This window comes from Gordonia liuliyuniae, assembly GCF_021738805.1.
GTDB lineage: Bacteria > Actinomycetota > Actinomycetes > Mycobacteriales > Mycobacteriaceae > Gordonia > Gordonia liuliyuniae.
On the sequence record NZ_JAKKOR010000011.1, the window covers coordinates 261,087 to 276,781 of the forward strand.

Here is a 15,695-nt window from a genome sequence, read left to right on the forward strand (position 1 = left end):
CTGTGGGAACTGATCCAGCGTCGATATCGGACGGGGCGCTCGATCCGCCAAGCCCGGTCACCAAGGCCCCCGCCATACCGGTCAACAAGAGAGTGTTCGTCGGCGCCAGCGCAGGCATCATCGGCATCATCGTGTGGGCCTTCATCGACGCCGATGGCGCAGATCGGGTGATCCAGTCCGCGGTCACCTGGGTCGCGGACGAACTCGGCTGGTTCTACATCGGGCTGGTCGTGGCCGTCGTCCTGTTCGTCGTCTGGGCAGCGCTCTCTCGCGTCGGCGGGGTGAAACTCGGTCCTGATCACTCCAAGCCCGTCTACAACCTGTTCTCGTGGACGGCGATGCTGTTCGCGGCGGGTATCGGCATCGACCTCATGTTCTTTTCGGTCGCCGAACCCGTGACACAGTGGATGAGCCCGCCGACGGGCGACGGCCAGACTGTCGAGGCCACGCGACAAGCCGTCGTCTGGACCCTGTTCCACTACGGGATCATCGGGTGGAGCCTGTACGCCCTCATCGGGATGTCGCTCGGCTATTTCGCTTACCGCTACAATCAGCCACTGTCTCTGCGATCGGGGCTGCGGCCGATCTTCGGCGACCGACTCGATGGCATCCTCGGCGACTCCGTCGACATCGCCGCGCTCCTCGGAGCCATCTTCGGGTTGGCGACGAGCCTGGGCATCGGGGTGGCGCAGCTCAACGTGGGCCTCGAGGACTTGTTCGGGATCGCGCAGAGCCATTGGGCGCAAGCTGGGCTCATCGTGGTCGCAGTAGCGATCGCGACGCTTTCGGCGGTCTCGGGCGTCGACAAGGGCGTCAAGCGGCTCTCCGAGATAAACGTGATCATCGCGCTCGGTCTCCTGCTGTTCATTCTGATCGCCGGATCTACGACATACCTGATGAATGCGCTGGTCCAGAACGTTGGCGACTTCGCCAGCCGGTTCCCCTCGATGGCGCTCGACACGTTCGCCTACGAGGACACCGGCGACTGGAAAGCGACGTGGACGCTCTTCTTCTGGGCCTGGTGGATCGCGTGGGCACCCTTCGTCGGGCTGTTCCTGGCGCGGATCTCCCGCGGCCGCACCATCCGTCAGTTCGTGTTCGGCACGCTGACCATTCCGTTCGTGTTCATCGTCATCTGGATTTCGATCTTCGGAAACAGCGCGCTGGAGATCGCCCGTGGCAACAAGGGTTTCGCGGACACTGCGGTCAACACTCCCGAGGAGGGGTTCTACGCACTCTTGCACGAGTACCCCGGTGCGACCGTGCTCGTCGTGATCGCGACGTTCACCGGCATGCTGTTCTACATCACGAGCGCCGACTCGGGCGCTCTCGTGATGGCACACTTCAGCTCCCACGTCACCGACAACGACTCCGACGCGGGGCGCTGGGTGCGCATCTTCTGGGCGGTGGTGACCGGCCTGCTGACCATGGCGATGCTGTTGATCGGCGGCATCACCACCTTGCAGAACGCGACGGTGATCATGGGGTTGCCGTTCGCGGTGGTCGTCGCACTGATGATGCTCGGCCTTTTCCGAGCGTTGCAGGCCGAAGGAGACTGGGTGGATTCGCGGCGGAGCGCGCTCACCCATGCTCTCTCGCACCGATCGTCGGGCGGCACCGCATTGAACTGGCGGCAACGGGTGAAACGGCTCGTGCAGTACCCCGACGCCGACGACGTTCGAGGATTCTCGGAGTCGATCGTGCGGCCCGCGCTGGCGGACGTCGTCGACGAACTCGTACAGGCGGGGATGGACGCGACGACCGGGTCGGCCCACGTCGACGCTTACGACCTGACGAGCTACCACCTCGACGTCGACTTCGGCGGTGGCCGCACATTCCACTACCAGGTGTATCCGACCCGGCACCCGACACCAGTATTCGGCCGTTCACCAGACGCCGGCGACCTGTTCTTCCGGCTCGAAGTGTTCACCGCGCAGGGCAGTGAGGGGTTCGACGTGTACGGGCTCACCGAAGCGCAGATCAGCTCCAACGTGCTCGACCACTACGAGCGTCACCTGCACTACTTGGAGATAGTCGGCGGCGACACCGCGACGATCGTCGGCGAGAACGTCACCGACTGGTCGGCCGATTTCGACAACGGGCCCGACCCGGCGACCACAGAGACCGAACCCGCGGCAGAGGCCGGGACCGCATCCCCGGCGAAGGAGGAATCGTGAGCGCACAGACCCTGTTCATCGACGGACGGTGGGAGGCCGCGGCCGACGGCGCCACCCGGGACATTCGGTGCCCGGCCGACGGGACGCTGGTGGCGACCGTAAGCGAGGCGAGTGCCGTCGACACCGAACGGGCCATCGCGGCCGCGCGTCGCGCATTCGACGACCGGCGGTGGGCGTCGGTGCCTGCGGGCGAACGCGGCAGACTGTTGGCGAAGCTCGCCGACGGCATCCGGGAACGCCACGAGGAGTTCTCGCGCGCCGAGGCCCTCGACACCGGCAAGCGGATCGTCGAAGCACGCATCGACATGGACGACATCGTCAACTGCTTCGACTACTTCGCCGAAGTCGCGTCGAAGGATGCGGGCCGGCTGGTCGACGCGGGCTCGGAGTCAGTCGTCAGTCGCATCCAGTACGAGCCGGTGGGTGTCTGCGGGCTGATCACACCGTGGAACTATCCGCTGCTGCAGGCCGCGTGGAAGATCGGCCCCGCGCTCGCCGCCGGTTGCTCGTTCGTTCTCAAACCCGCCGAGCTGACGCCGCACACCGCGATCTTGACGATGCGGCTGCTCGACGATCTCGGGCTGCCCGCGGGCGTCGCGAACCTGGTCACCGGTGCGGGCGCGCAGGCGGGCGCCCCGTTGTCCGCGCACCCGGACGTCGACATGGTCTCGTTCACCGGAGGGTTGGTGACCGGTCGGGTGATCGCGGCGTCGGCGGCGCCGACCGTCAAGAAGGTCGCGCTGGAACTCGGCGGCAAGAACCCCAACGTGGTGTTCGCCGACGCCGACTTCGACGCCGCCGTCGACAATGCGCTCAACGCCGCGTTCGTCCATTCCGGACAGGTGTGCTCGGCGGGCGCGCGACTCGTCGTCGAAGAGTCGATCGCCGAGAAGTTCGTCGACGCGCTCGTGGAGCGGGCTGGGCAGATCCGGCTCGGTGGACCGTTCGATGAGGCGGCGGAGACCGGCCCCCTGATCTCGGCGGCCCACCGCGACAAGGTCCACGCGTACGTCCAGGCGGGCGTCGCTGATGGCGCCCGCCTTCGGTGCGGTGGTGGGTTCGCCACCGGCACATCGGGTTCCAGTGATCTCGATGCGGGCTTCTACTATCAGATGACCGTCCTGGACCAGGTGCGGCGCGGTATGTCCGTCGTCGTCGACGAAGCGTTCGGCCCGGTAGTCACCGTGGAGACTTTCACCGACGAGGACGACGCCGTCACGACCGCGAACGACACGATCTATGGTCTCGCGGGTGCCGTGTGGACGCAGGACGCGGGCAAGGCTCAGCGTGTCGCGAACCGGCTGCGGCATGGCACCGTGTGGATCAACGACTTCCACCCGTACCTGCCGCAGGCCGAGTGGGGCGGGTTCGGGCAGTCCGGTGTCGGACGCGAACTCGGCCCCACCGGGCTCGACGAGTACCGGGAAGCCAAGCACGTCTACCAGAACATCGCCCCCGAAGTGACCGGTTGGTTCGCCGACCGGACGAGCGAGGAGAACTAGATTGAGCCCCGATTCGTTTGATCCCGATTCGTTTGATTACGTCGTCGTCGGCGGCGGCTCGGCAGGCTGCGCCGCCGCCGCACGGCTCTCCGAAGACCCGTCGGTACGCGTCGCACTCGTCGAAGCCGGCCCCGATGATCGCGCTGTTCCCGAAGTGCTGCAGCTCAACCGGTGGATGGAACTGCTCGAATCGGGGTACGACTGGGACTATCCGGTTGAGCCGCAGGCATCGGGCAACTCGTTCCTGCGCCACGCCCGCGCACGTGTCCTCGGTGGCTGCTCGTCGCACAACTCGTGTATCGCGTTCTGGCCGCCTCGTGAAGACCTCGACGGATGGGAGCGCAAGTTCGGTGCGACCGGCTGGAACGCCGCGACCATGTGGCCGATCCTCAAGCGGTTGGAGACGAACGAAGACGCCGGCCCGGCTGCGCCGCACCACGGCGACAGCGGCCCCGTGCACCTGATGAACGTGCCTGCGAACGACCCGTGCGGCGTCGCTCTGCTCGCTGCGGCCGCCGAAGCCGGGCTGCCGACCAGCACATTCAACACCGGGACGACGGTGACGCGCGGCGCGAACTTCTTCCAGATCAACCGGCAGGCCGACGGTACGCGTGCATCGTCGTCGGTCTCGTACATCCACCCGATCGTCGACCGCGAGAACTTCACGCTGCTCACCGGACTACGCGCCAAGCGACTCCTCTTCGACGGCACTCGCTGCACGGGCGTCGAGGTGGTCGACAACCAGTTCGGCCAGGCGCGGGCGATCACCGCCGAACGCGAACTCGTGCTGTCCTCCGGCGCCATCGACACACCGAAATTGCTGATGCTGTCGGGAATCGGGCCGGCCGACCACTTGCGTGCCAGCGGCGTTGACGTGCTCGTCGACTCGCGGGGAGTCGGCCTCAACCTGCAGGACCACCCGGAGGGCGTCATCTCGTGGGTCGCCAAGCAGCCGATGCCGACCGACTCCACCCAGTGGTGGGAGATCGGGATCTTCGACATGGTCGACGAAGGCCTCGACCGGCCCGACCTGATGATGCACTACGGCAGCGTGCCGTTCGACATGCACACCGTACGGCAGGGCTATCCGACACAGGAGAACGTCTTCTGCCTCACCCCGAACGTGACGCACGCACGTTCTCGGGGCACCGTTCGACTGCGGTCGCGTGACTTCCGGGACAAGCCGATGGTTGACCCGCGCTACTTCAGTGACCCGGAAGGCTACGACATCCGCATCATGACGGTGGGCATCCGCCGTGCGCGCGACATCGTCGCCCAGCCGGCGCTTGCCGACTGGGCTGGAGAGGAACTGTTCCCGGGGCCCGGCACCGTCGCCGACGCCGACCTGGCCGACTACATTCGGGCCACCCACAACACCGTCTATCACCCGGTCGGCACGGCGGCGATGGGCTCGGCCGACGACGCCCCGGTCGACGCCGAGTTGCGGGTGAAGGGCACCGAGGGGCTCCGTGTGGCCGACGCCTCCGTCTTCCCTGAGCACATCTCGGTGAACCCGAACATCACCGTCATGATGATCGGCGAACGCTGCGCCGATCTGTTGACCGGCAGCGTCTAGCCCCTCGCGCTGGTCTAACGGGCCGCTACTGCGACAGGAACTTGTTGACCCCGCGGTTGAGGACGTTCGGAATGAACTTGGCGGCGTTGCCGAGGACGGTGGTCTGGACGCCGACGGAGTAGCTCGTGCGGCGGATCAGTTTGTCGACGGTGGTCGGGTGCACCGACTCCCACACTTTGTCCGCGACGTCTTCGGCGCTGAGGCGGACGCCCAGCGTCTGGGTGCTCTTGGCGTCGGTCTCGGCGGCCAGCGCCGTCTTGGCCCAGAGCGGCCAGATGGAGACGGCGCGGATGTCGTCGTCCTGCCATTCGAGCTCCAGGGCTTCGGTGAGTCCCGCGACGTAGAACTTGGTGGCGCTGTACGTCGCGATGCCGGGCTGACCGTAGATGGCGGACGCCGATGCGATGTTCACCAGGTGCGCGCCGGGCGTCGCCTTCAGGTACGGGTGTGCGGCGCGCGCGCCGAGGGTGACGCCGAGCGCGTCGATGTCGATCTGCGCTTTGACCGCGTCGGGGGAGATGTCGGCGATGTCGCCGGACAGGAGGATGCCCGCGTTGTTGTCGAGGACGTCGAGCTGTCCGCCCGTGTGCGCGGTGAAGTCGGCGAGCGCGGCGTCCCACTGGTCGGCGTCGCGGACGTCGAGGAGACCGGTGACGAACTCGGGATCGTCGGCCTTCGCCGCGGCGAGAGCGTCGGCGCTCACGTCATAGATGCCGACTGTCCAGCCGTGTGAACGGAACAGCTTCGCGGTGGCGAGGCCGATGCCTGCGGCGCCTCCGCTGATGAAGATCGACGACATGAATGCTCCCTCTGTCGGGTGATTGACCTGCGATGTCTACGCGCACACCTTACTTACTCGCGGGTAACCTTACTAGCCCCTATGAAGGCTGTCACAGGCGTGTTATCGTGACAATAGAAATTGTCACATCAGTCAATGGGGGCTTTGAGATGACATCTGTCGAAACGTCGACGACGAGCATGCCCGACCGTGGGATGGACGAGGTGTCCGACCGGCTCCTCGCCTCCGCGACACGACTCTCGCGCAATGCCATGACCGAGATCGACTGGTCGCAGCCGATGGATCCGAACCACTACGGTTGCAGCCCCGAGTGGTCGACGCTGTACGGCACCGACTACTGGGACGAACTGACGCATGAGCAACGCGTGCGTCTCACCCGCCACGAGTTCGCGTCGATCATGAACATCGGCATCTGGTTCGAGATGATCCTGCAGGAGCTCATCCTCCGCGACCAGTATCTCGGCGCCTATCACCGCCCGGAGTTCCAGTTCGCGCTCACCGAGATCGCCGACGAATGCAGGCATTCGATCATGTTCGCGAAGGCGTCGGAGAAGATGGTCGGCACGTCGTACCGACCTTCTCGCGCGATCGGCCGCCTGGGCAAGGTGTTCCAGTACACGGCCCGCGGCGCGGTCTCCTACGCGGGCATCCTCGTCGCCGAGGAGATCCTCGACGTGTTCCAGCGCGGCTGCATGCGCGACGACCGGGTGCTGCCGTTCATCCGTACGATCAACGAGATCCATGTCCTCGAAGAGTCTCGACACATGAAGTACGCGCGTGAGCAGGTACGCGAGTCGGTCGCAGGCATGTCGGCGGCAAAACGCAACTTCTGTGCGGTGTACACATCGCTCGGCGCGATGGAGATCGTGTCGAATCTGGTGCAGCCGCAGGCATACGCGGACGCCGGGCTCGACGCCGAGCGCGCCCTGGCCGAACGCCGTACCAACAAGCACTTTCACGCGATGGTCCGGAGCAACTGCACACACTTGATGGCGTTCCTCGACGAGGTCGGACTGCTCACTCCCATGGCGCGAAAGAACTACCGTCGCGTCCACATGATCTGACCGCACATGGCCCACGTCATCACTCAGTCCTGTTGTAGCGACGCCTCATGCGTGGCGGTGTGCCCGGTCAACTGCATCCATCCGACACCGGAGGAACGCGGTTTCGGGACCTCCGACATCCTGCACATCGACCCCGTCGCGTGTATCGACTGCGGAGCCTGCGCCGACGCGTGTCCGGTGGACGCGATCTATCCCGCCGACCGGCTGGGCGAGCGTGACCGCGTGTTCATCGAGGTGAACGCGTCCTTCTACAAGGACAACCCGGACATCGCGTCGGGATGGTCGAACGTCGTCTACCCGAAGATTCCGCGGTTGGAGTCCGACCTGCGCGTCGCCGTCGTCGGCACCGGTCCGTCCGGCGGATACGCATTGCAGACGCTGATCGGGCGCACCGACGCGAAAGTCACGATGATCGATCGCCTTCCGACGCCCGGCGGGTTGGTACGTGCAGGAGTCGCTCCCGACCATCCGGGCACCAAGGGCGTGCTCAAGACCTTCGATCTCCTGTATCGGCATCGGCGTACGACGATGGTCGGCGGCGTCGACGTCGGCGACGGTCCGTCCGCGCTGACCGTCGCCGAACTCGCCGACCACTTCGACGCCGTCTTCTACGCGATCGGCGCGCCCGCATCGAAGTCGCTGGGCGTGCCGGGCGAGGAACTGCCCGGTTCCACATCGGCCACCGACCTCGTCGCCTGGTACAACGCGGTCCCCGGCGCGATCGGCGACGTCCGCGTCGACGGCTGCTCGCGCGCGGTGATCGTCGGAACCGGCAACGTCGCGCTCGACGTCGCCCGCATCCTGGTGTCGTCGCCGGAAGAGCTGGCCACGACCGACATAGCCGACCGTGCACTGAATCTCCTACGCAGGCAGAACGTCCACGACGTGGTGCTGCTCGGCAGGCGCGGGCCGGAGCACGCCGCGTACACGCCAGCCGAATACCGTGCGGTCGAAGCGATGGCGGGCGTCGAGGTGATCGTGTGCGATGACCCCGCGCAGATCCGTGGACTGGGACTCGACCGGCCTGCGGACCCGAGCCGTCGGCGCATCGTCTTCCTGTTCGCGAGCACGGTCCGTCAGATCCTGCCGGACGCGTCCGGTCGCGTCGGCACCGTGGACGTCGTGACGCACGGCGACGACCACTCGATCGTGACCGACCTCGTCGTACGGTCGGTCGGGTACCGCGGCGTCGAGGTCCCCGGACTCCCGTTCGACGAGGCGACCGGCACGATCCCGAACGACGACTGCCGCATCGTCGACGCCGACGGTGCGCCGATCCCCGGCCATTACGCCCTCGGCTGGGCGGCGCGGGGAGCGCGCGGCGGCATCGGCGCCAACAAGGCTCATGCGATCGGTGCGGTAGAGGCGTTCATCGACGACGCCGCGGCCGGACGTCTCACACGGACGTCGCGAACGGCGGCGGAGTTCGCGGCGCTGGTCGCGGGACGGACGATGCCGGTCGACTACGCGGGCGTCGCTGCGATCGACCGTGCCGAACGGGCGCGCGGACGTGCGGCGGGACGCCCTCGGATCAAGTTCACAGACATCCCCGAGATGGTAGCCGCGGCGACGCGAGCGCGTCGATGACGGCGCGTTCTCAGCCGTATCTGAACTTCGGTCAGTAAAACTGTAGGCATGCGTATTCTCGTGGTCGACGACGACCGGGCCGTCCGAGAGTCCCTTCGTCGGTCTCTGACATTCAACGGCTACACGGTCGACACCGCGGGTGACGGCCTCGAAGCGCTCGAGAAGGTGATCGCTGCGCGACCCGACCTCCTCGTGCTCGACGTGATGATGCCGCGGCTGGACGGGCTGGAGGTGTGCCGTCGGCTGCGGTCGGCGGGCGACGACCTCCCGATTCTGGTGTTGACCGCCCGCGACTCCGTCTCCGAGCGAGTCAGCGGACTCGACGCCGGGGCCGACGACTATCTGCCCAAGCCGTTCGCGCTCGAGGAACTGCTGGCCCGTCTGCGCTCGCTGCTGCGTCGTGTCGTCCGCGACGAGGAAGAGGGTTCGGAGGCGGTGTCGTTCTCCGACCTGACGCTCGACCCCGTGACGCGCGAAGTCACGCGCGGTGAACGCAAGATCAGCCTGACGCGCACCGAGTTCGCGCTCATGGAGATGCTGATGGCCAACCCGAAACGCGTCCTCACACGCAGCCGCATCCTCGAAGAGGTGTGGGGGTACGACTTCCCGACGTCGGGCAACGCGCTCGAGGTCTACATCGGCTATCTGCGTCGGAAGACCGAAGCCGACGGCGAGCCTCGCCTGATCCACACCGTGCGCGGCGTCGGATACGTGCTGCGCGAGAACGCCTGACCCTCGATGGGACTGTTTCGCCGTGGCCCCGACGGCCACCGCCAGATGCGTGCGCCGATCGCACTGACGAGATCGGTGTCGCTGCGCAACCGCGTGGCGCTCCTGGCCGCGGCCGTCGTGCTGCTGTCGGCGATGCTGATGGCGGGAGCCGCATTCTTCGTCGTGCAACGGTCCCTGTACAAGGACGTCGACGCACAACTTGTGGCGCGTGCGGACGGCATGACGGCGCTGTCGAAACTGGGCCGATTGTCGAGCGGCCCTGAGGCGCTCCTCGCGGGCACCGTCTTCTCGACCTCTATCTCGATCGGCCTCGTCGAACCCGACGGACGCACATACATGGTCGGCGACGTCCCGTTCGGCGACACCGAGCGGCAGATCATCGACTCGGTCAATCCGCCCGGCAAGCTCAACCAGAGTCTCCGGACGACTGGCAATCATCGAGTGCTCGCCCGCAAGCTGTCCGACGGCGGCACCCTGATGATGGCGCAGTCGTTGGAGGGCACCGATGCCGTTCTCAAACAGTTGGCGTCGGTGCTGTTCATCGCGGGCGGTGTGGGCGTGGCGTTCGCGGCACTCGCTGGGACCGCGGTCGCGCGCGGCGGCCTGAGACCGGTCGGGCGGCTCACCGGGGCCGTGGAACGCGTCGCGCGCACGCAGGACCTCACGCCGATCCCGGTGTCGGGTCAGGACGAGTTGGCCCGTCTCACAGCGAGCTTCAATACGATGTTGCGCGCCCTCGCCGAATCGCGTGACCAACAGGCGCGTCTGGTCGCCGACGCGGGACACGAGTTGAAGACGCCGCTGACTTCGCTGCGGACCAACCTGGAACTTCTGATGGCATCGTCGGAGCCGGGAGCTCCGCAGATTCCGGCCGCCGACATGGTGGAACTGCGATCAGATGTGGTCGCCCAGATCGAGGAGTTGTCGACGCTGGTCGGCGACCTCGTCGACCTCGCCCGCGAGGACGCCCTCGACACCGTCCATGAAGAGGTCGCGCTGGAGTCGGTGATCGGCGATGCACTCGAACGCGTCCGCCGCCGTCGCACCGACATCGATTTCGACGTGCAGACCACGCCGTGGTTCGTGTTCGGCGAGGAGCACGGGATCTCTCGAGCCGTGCTGAACGTGCTCGACAACGCCGCGAAGTGGAGCCCGCCCGGCCGGGAAGTCCGTGTACGGCTCACTCAATCCGGTCCGGCGTCCGCCGAGCTGACGGTCGCCGATGCGGGTCCGGGTATCCCGATGGAAGACCGGGAACTGGTCTTTGAACGCTTCTACCGCGCCGATGCCACGCGGTCGATGCCCGGATCCGGCCTGGGGCTGGCGATAGTCCGACAGGTGGTGACGCGTCTCGGAGGGGCGGTGTCGGCCGAGGGATCAGAGGAGGGCGGTGCGCTGATCCGGTTGCGGTTCCCGGGGTCGCCGCTACACACCGAACCGGATCCCGTCGTGGTGCGGCGCTGAACGCTCTGACCGACCGAGAGTGTTCCGGAAGCTGATTCCCAGTGGACTTTGACCAACTTCACAGGGACGTGGCATACGCTCACTTTCATGAATGACGGTGTGAATCGCGACTCCTCGCAGGGCAACGACGATTACCCGGGGCAGGGCCCCGGCTCGCCGAACCCGTACGGGCACAACCCCTACGGCACCTACCCTTCGGACGACAAGCCTGCTGGAGCCGACCCTGCGGGCACCAACCCCCAGTCTGTGAACCCCCAGTCTGTGAATCCCCAGAGTGTGAATCCCCAGAGTGTGAATTCCCAGTATGGGAACCCGCAGGCTCCGGGGCAGTACGGTCAGAACCCATACAGCCCGAGCCCGTATGGAGCCGAGCAGTACGGGCAGACCCAGTCGGGTCCCGGCGCCGGCGGGTTCGGTGCCCAACCGCCGACCAGCCCGTACGGGACGGCCCCGTTCGGATCGGCTCCCGTCGAGAACCAGACCGGACAGTTCGGCGCTGTGCCGCCCGCCGGTCCATTCGCCCAACCGAAGCCTGAAGACGGCAGACGCGGCGGCAACGGCAAGAAGATCCTCCTGAGCGCGGTCGCCGTCGCGGTACTGGCCGGCGGTGTTGGCGGCGGCGTCGGCGCATTCGTCGCCGATAACAACAACTCGACGTCGTCGTCGAGTTCGCCGGTCGCGTCCGGGCCGACCGAGTCGTCGCAGCCGAAGGCCGAACCGGGTTCGGTGCAGGACGTCGCGAGCCGCGTGCTCCCGTCGGTCGTCTCGATCACCGTCGCGTCGGGACGCCAGGTCGGCTCGGGGTCGGGAGTCGTCCTGGACAGCAACGGCGTGATCCTGACCAACAACCACGTCGTGCAGGGCGCCGACCAGGTGCTCGTCAGCTTCAACGACGGCAGTCGCGCCCAAGCGAAAGTCCTCGGTGCCGATCCGGTGTCCGACATCGCCGTCATCCAAGCCGATAAGACGGGCCTGACCCCGATCACGATCGGTGCCTCGAACAATCTCAGCGTCGGGCAGGAAGTCATCGCGATCGGTTCGCCGCTCGGCTTGGAGGGGACGGTGACCACGGGCATCATCTCGGCCCTCAACCGTCCCGTGTCGACTTCCGGCTCCGACGGCAGCACCGAATCGGTGATCGATGCGATCCAGACCGATGCCGCGATCAACCCCGGCAACTCCGGCGGCGCGCTCATCAATTCGAGCGGGGCGCTGATCGGTGTCAACACCGCCATCGCCACGACCGGCGCAGAAGGCGAGACGGGCAGCATCGGCCTCGGGTTCGCGATCCCCGTCGACCAGGCGATGCGGGTGGCCAGAGAACTCCGCAACAACGGTAAGCCGACTCAGGCCAATCTGGGCGTCTCGGTCCGTCCGAACAACGACCTGGAGAAGCCGGGAGCCGTCGTCGCCAGCGTGGTCCGCAACGGACCTGCCGACAAGGCGGGTATCCCGTCGGGCGCGCTCATCACCGCGGTCAACGACCGGAAGATCTCGACGGCCAACGCATTGGTCGCGGCTATCCGTTCACACGCTCCGGACGATACGGTGAAGGTGACCTACTCGGTGAACAACCAGAGTAAGACCGCTGAGGTCACGCTCGGCACGGCGTGACGTCGGCCCGTGCGACCCGACGTTCACAGACGGTCCGACGTTCACCGGCAGTCAGACCACCAGACACTTCCAGAGAGGCCGAAGATGACCAACGCTCCCGCAGACCCGGACGAACGGGCCGCTGACGCGGCCGCTCGCGTGAGTTCGCCCGAGGTGCCGACACCACCCGAGGACGGTTTCTCCCGATCGCTCGTGGTGGTCGTCGACGACCGTGCGGCCCTCGGTGAAGAGCCGAGCACACTCGGCCCGCTCATCGGCGAGCTGCTCGAGGAGGCCGGATTCCACGTCGATGCCACCGTGACGGTGCCCGGCGACGAGATCGAGATCCGGAACACGTTGAACACCGCGGTGATCGGCGGTGTGGACTTGGTGGTCTCCGTCGGTGGCGTGGGCGTCAGTGCGCGGGACGTGACACCGGAAGCGACCGAGCCGCTGCTCGACCGTCGCCTGCAGGGCATCGAGGAGGCGATCCGCAGTTCTGGACTGTCGGCAGGCGCCACCGACGGGGGACTCTCGCGTGGACTCGCGGGGATCTCGGGTCAGACGGTCGTGGTGAACATCGCCGATTCGCGTGCCGCGGTCCGCGACGGCATGGCGACGTTGATCCCGTTGGCCCAGCATGTGATCGGGCACATCAGTGACATCTGACCCGGACCCTGTCGAGCCGGCGTGGAAACGCAGGCGCCGACTCGACGCGGTGTTCGGCGACGATCTGCCCGAGCAGGTCGCCGAGCCGGGCGAGCACCCCGACAGCGGCCGCGGCCGCGACTGGTACGACCAGAACCGCCCGCCCCACCACGGGTGACCCGCGGGGCATCTCGACCCGCGGGGGTCTCGATCAGTGCGGAGACGGCTAGCGGCCCGGATGCAGTTCGCTGAGTTCGGCGAACAACGACTGGTTGAAGCCGAACGCGAGCCGGACCTCGTCGACGAGCCGGTCGCGGTCGGCGGCACTGAGCGTCGCGCCGATGGCGTCGAGTCGGTCCCGGTAGCGATCCTTGTACGGCTTCACCTTGCCGACCTCGTCGAACGCGTAGAAGGAGATGCCTGCGCCGTCGAGGTGAAAGGACCGGTCGAGGATACGGCCGATAGCCTGACCTCCGGACAGATCGCCGAGATAGCGCGTGTAGTGGTGTGCGACGAACGCGCCGCTCCACGTCGACTCGGTGATGCGTTCGGCATACGCGGTCGCCACAGGCGATGAGAACGCAGGTGCACCGCCGGGGGCCCAGTGCGCGAGGTCGGCGTCGATCGTCGCCAGACGGTCCAATGCGGGGTCGATGATCGGCGACGCGATCGGATCGTCGACGAGGGTCGTCGCCACCGACTCGAGAGCCTCGTAGACGAGCCGCAGACGCTGCAGATAGGCGATGTAACCGTCGGCGTCCATCCGGCCGTCGAGGAGCGCCGACATGAACGCCGAACCCTCGGCCTGCTCATGCTCGATGGCCGACCCCTTCTTCATCGCTGCGGAGAGCGTGTCCTCGGGCGCGGTGCGGGCCGGTGTGGCGGTGGTCATGGTGGGGCTCCTGAAGAAACATGGAAACTAGTGAGGTAAACCTTACACGGTCAAATGATCTGAAGAAGGCCCCGTTCCGGCACGTGAACGGGGCCTTCTCTCCTCGCTAGGAGACAGCGGTCAGCGCGAGTGGCGCGGACCATCCTGTCCGAAGCCCGGATCCTGCGGGTACTGACCGCCTGCGGGCGGGTACTGGCCCGGTGCGGGCGGCGGGTACTGCCCCGGTGCGTACTGGCCCGGAGGCAGGTTGCCGGGGGGCGGGTACTCGCCCGGTGCGGGATTCGGCGTCGGGAAGCCGCCGCTCGGCGGTCCCGCCGGGTACTGGGGGCCCGAAGTCTGGGGGCCTGAAGTTTGGGGGCCCGAAGTTTGGGGGTTCACGGGCGGCCCCTGCTGCTGCTGAGCCTGCGGCGGGACGCTGATCTGCTGTGTCGAACCGCTCGACGGGTAGTTGTCCTGCGGAGATTGCGGACGCTGCCCCTCGTAACGTGCGGCTTCCGCAGCACGTGCGGCGTCGGCGTCGGCGCGAGCCTTCTCCTCTGCGGCAGCGGTCTCGGAGGCCTTACGCTCCTCGGCATGCGGGTCGAGGAGGTTGCGGATCTCGACGAGCAGCGAGATCTCCGAATCGTCCTCCGCTTCCTCTTCGAGAGTCCGGAGTTCGTTCAGCTTGTTGTACGGCACGATGATCAGGAAGTAGACCACCGCGGCGACGATCACGAAATTGATCAATGCGGTGATGACGGCGCCGAAATCGAGGAAGGTTGCGGCGGTGCCGTCCGGGTTCTTCTTGTCTGAGATCTCGAAACCGAGACCTGCGAAATCCGTGTTGACCGGGATGGCCGCGATGAGCGGCGCGATGATCTTGTCGGTGAATGCGGTGACGACTGCGGTGAACGCGGCGCCGATGATGACCGCTGTGGCCAATTCGACGACGTTCCCCCGCATGAGGAAGTCTTTGAATCCTTTGAGCACGCGGCTCTCCTTCGTTTTCGGTGCCGTAGACGAACGTGAGTCTAATGGACCGAACGGGGGATTTCTCGCCAACAATCGGCGAGTTACCGACTTTCAGTGGAGAACGAATGTAATCGGTTCACGTAATCCGGCCGCGGCAACGATGTGTGCGTCGTCTTCACCCATCGCGACAAGAACAGTTCCCGTGTCGGTGGACGCACGCCGGTCGCTGTCCGGACTGACGGCGACGACGGCTCCGCGTGCGAGCACCCGGTCGTCCTCGGACAAGAGGTCGACGAGATCGCCTGCGCGGACGAATGTCGCCAGTGTGTCGTCCGCCGGACGCACCGGAACGAGTCGCGCGTCGGGCCGTCCGATGAGTGCTGACGGCAGCCGAGAATCGAGAAGCCGGTGGCGGGCAATGATTTCTCCGGCGTGAACGAGTCCGGTCACATGACGGCCGACGAGATCGTCGGGGGCGACCGAATCAGTGGGCACCAGGTGTTCGGGGACGGGAGTCGACCGGACGTCGTTGATTGTGAGGGACTCGCCCGGGCGCAGATCGCGGGTCGCGACGAGAGCAGTCGAGGAGGGCTGGCCCTGTTGTTGAGTCACTGTCACTGCCGCCGCGCACACGATTAACGTGATCGCGACGGCCCGCCGAATGAACACCGATCGAATCCATCCCGGTGCGCAGATTCGGCGAAGCCGAT

At 66.6% G+C, this 15,695-nt stretch carries 14 protein-coding genes; 10 read left to right on the forward strand and 4 right to left on the reverse strand.

The genetic code is table 11. From position 1 onward, the window contains the following. Positions 1–2: 2 nt before the first annotated feature. From betT to L5G33_RS15310, 3 genes are read left to right on the forward strand one after another with little or no spacing between them, the layout of a single operon-like run. Entirely contained in the window at positions 3–2,177 is a 2,175-nt protein-coding gene (gene betT / locus L5G33_RS15300) for a choline BCCT transporter BetT (RefSeq protein ID WP_236999048.1), read from the forward strand. Continuing rightward, positions 2,174–3,679 (forward strand): aldehyde dehydrogenase family protein, encoded by a 1,506-nt coding sequence (locus L5G33_RS15305; RefSeq protein ID WP_236999049.1) that lies wholly within the window; start codon positions 2,174–2,176, stop codon positions 3,677–3,679. The genes betT and L5G33_RS15305 overlap by 4 nt, the downstream gene beginning before the upstream one ends. A 1-nt stretch (position 3,680) precedes the next feature. Next, a complete protein-coding gene (locus tag L5G33_RS15310; RefSeq protein WP_236999050.1) occupies positions 3,681–5,255 on the forward strand; it encodes a GMC family oxidoreductase in 1,575 nt (524 codons plus the stop codon). 25 nt (positions 5,256–5,280) lie between these two features. Here L5G33_RS15310 and L5G33_RS15315 read toward each other — a convergent pair whose 3' ends face one another. Next, positions 5,281–6,054: an SDR family oxidoreductase gene (locus L5G33_RS15315; RefSeq protein WP_236999051.1), complete on the reverse strand. Its 774-nt coding sequence runs from the start codon at positions 6,052–6,054 to the stop codon at positions 5,281–5,283. Between the two features lie 149 nt (positions 6,055–6,203). Here L5G33_RS15315 and L5G33_RS15320 point away from each other — a divergent pair, with 149 nt between their 5' ends. The 7 genes from L5G33_RS15320 to L5G33_RS15350 all read left to right on the forward strand — a co-directional run bounded on the left by L5G33_RS15320 (position 6,204) and on the right by L5G33_RS15350 (position 13,320). Further along, complete coding sequence (locus L5G33_RS15320) at positions 6,204–7,118, forward strand: AurF N-oxygenase family protein (RefSeq protein WP_236999052.1); 915 nt, start codon at positions 6,204–6,206, stop codon at positions 7,116–7,118. A 6-nt stretch (positions 7,119–7,124) separates the two neighbouring features. Then, positions 7,125–8,705, forward strand: a complete 1,581-nt coding sequence (locus L5G33_RS15325; RefSeq protein WP_236999053.1) for an FAD-dependent oxidoreductase — start codon at positions 7,125–7,127, stop codon at positions 8,703–8,705. Positions 8,706–8,753: 48 nt separating this feature from the next. Beyond that, positions 8,754–9,437, forward strand: a complete 684-nt coding sequence (locus L5G33_RS15330; protein ID WP_236999054.1) for a response regulator transcription factor — start codon at positions 8,754–8,756, stop codon at positions 9,435–9,437. Positions 9,438–9,482: 45 nt separating this feature from the next. After that, positions 9,483–10,901 carry a HAMP domain-containing sensor histidine kinase gene (locus L5G33_RS15335; RefSeq protein WP_372476923.1) on the forward strand — a complete coding sequence of 473 codons (1,419 nt, stop codon included), beginning with the start codon at positions 9,483–9,485 and terminating at the stop codon, positions 10,899–10,901. A gap of 87 nt (positions 10,902–10,988) precedes the next feature. After that, a complete protein-coding gene (locus L5G33_RS15340; RefSeq protein ID WP_236999056.1) occupies positions 10,989–12,515 on the forward strand; it encodes a S1C family serine protease in 1,527 nt (508 codons plus the stop codon). Positions 12,516–12,599: 84 nt separating this feature from the next. Further along, a complete protein-coding gene (locus tag L5G33_RS15345; RefSeq protein ID WP_236999057.1) occupies positions 12,600–13,163 on the forward strand; it encodes a MogA/MoaB family molybdenum cofactor biosynthesis protein in 564 nt (187 codons plus the stop codon). Then, a complete protein-coding gene (locus L5G33_RS15350; protein ID WP_236999058.1) occupies positions 13,153–13,320 on the forward strand; it encodes a hypothetical protein in 168 nt (55 codons plus the stop codon). The genes L5G33_RS15345 and L5G33_RS15350 overlap by 11 nt, the downstream gene beginning before the upstream one ends. A gap of 48 nt (positions 13,321–13,368) precedes the next feature. Here the strand turns inward: L5G33_RS15350 and L5G33_RS15355 are convergent, their stop codons facing one another. From L5G33_RS15355 to L5G33_RS15365, 3 genes are all read right to left on the reverse strand, one after another. After that, positions 13,369–14,034: a biliverdin-producing heme oxygenase gene (locus L5G33_RS15355; protein ID WP_236999059.1), complete on the reverse strand. Its 666-nt coding sequence runs from the start codon at positions 14,032–14,034 to the stop codon at positions 13,369–13,371. 120 nt (positions 14,035–14,154) lie between these two features. After that, positions 14,155–15,003, reverse strand: coding sequence for a large conductance mechanosensitive channel protein MscL (mscL, locus tag L5G33_RS15360; protein ID WP_236999060.1), 849 nt, complete (start codon positions 15,001–15,003; stop codon positions 14,155–14,157). 93 nt (positions 15,004–15,096) lie between these two features. Further along, entirely contained in the window at positions 15,097–15,597 is a 501-nt protein-coding gene (locus L5G33_RS15365; protein ID WP_236999061.1) for an SAF domain-containing protein, read from the reverse strand. Positions 15,598–15,695: the final 98 nt, after the last annotated feature.

Excerpts from the sequence above, each read along its gene's own strand:
- L5G33_RS15315 (WP_236999051.1), bottom strand. The coding sequence starts at position 6,054 with ATGTCGTCGATCTTCATCAGCGGAGGCGCCGCAGGCATCGGCCTCGCC.
- L5G33_RS15320 (WP_236999052.1), top strand. The coding sequence starts at position 6,204 with ATGACATCTGTCGAAACGTCGACGACGAGCATGCCCGACCGTGGGATG.
- L5G33_RS15325 (WP_236999053.1), top strand. The coding sequence starts at position 7,125 with ATGGCCCACGTCATCACTCAGTCCTGTTGTAGCGACGCCTCATGCGTG.
- L5G33_RS15330 (WP_236999054.1), top strand. The coding sequence starts at position 8,754 with ATGCGTATTCTCGTGGTCGACGACGACCGGGCCGTCCGAGAGTCCCTT.
- L5G33_RS15335 (WP_372476923.1), top strand. The coding sequence starts at position 9,483 with ATGCGTGCGCCGATCGCACTGACGAGATCGGTGTCGCTGCGCAACCGC.
- L5G33_RS15340 (WP_236999056.1), top strand. The coding sequence starts at position 10,989 with ATGAATGACGGTGTGAATCGCGACTCCTCGCAGGGCAACGACGATTAC.
- L5G33_RS15345 (WP_236999057.1), top strand. The coding sequence starts at position 12,600 with ATGACCAACGCTCCCGCAGACCCGGACGAACGGGCCGCTGACGCGGCC.
- L5G33_RS15355 (WP_236999059.1), bottom strand. The coding sequence starts at position 14,034 with ATGACCACCGCCACACCGGCCCGCACCGCGCCCGAGGACACGCTCTCC.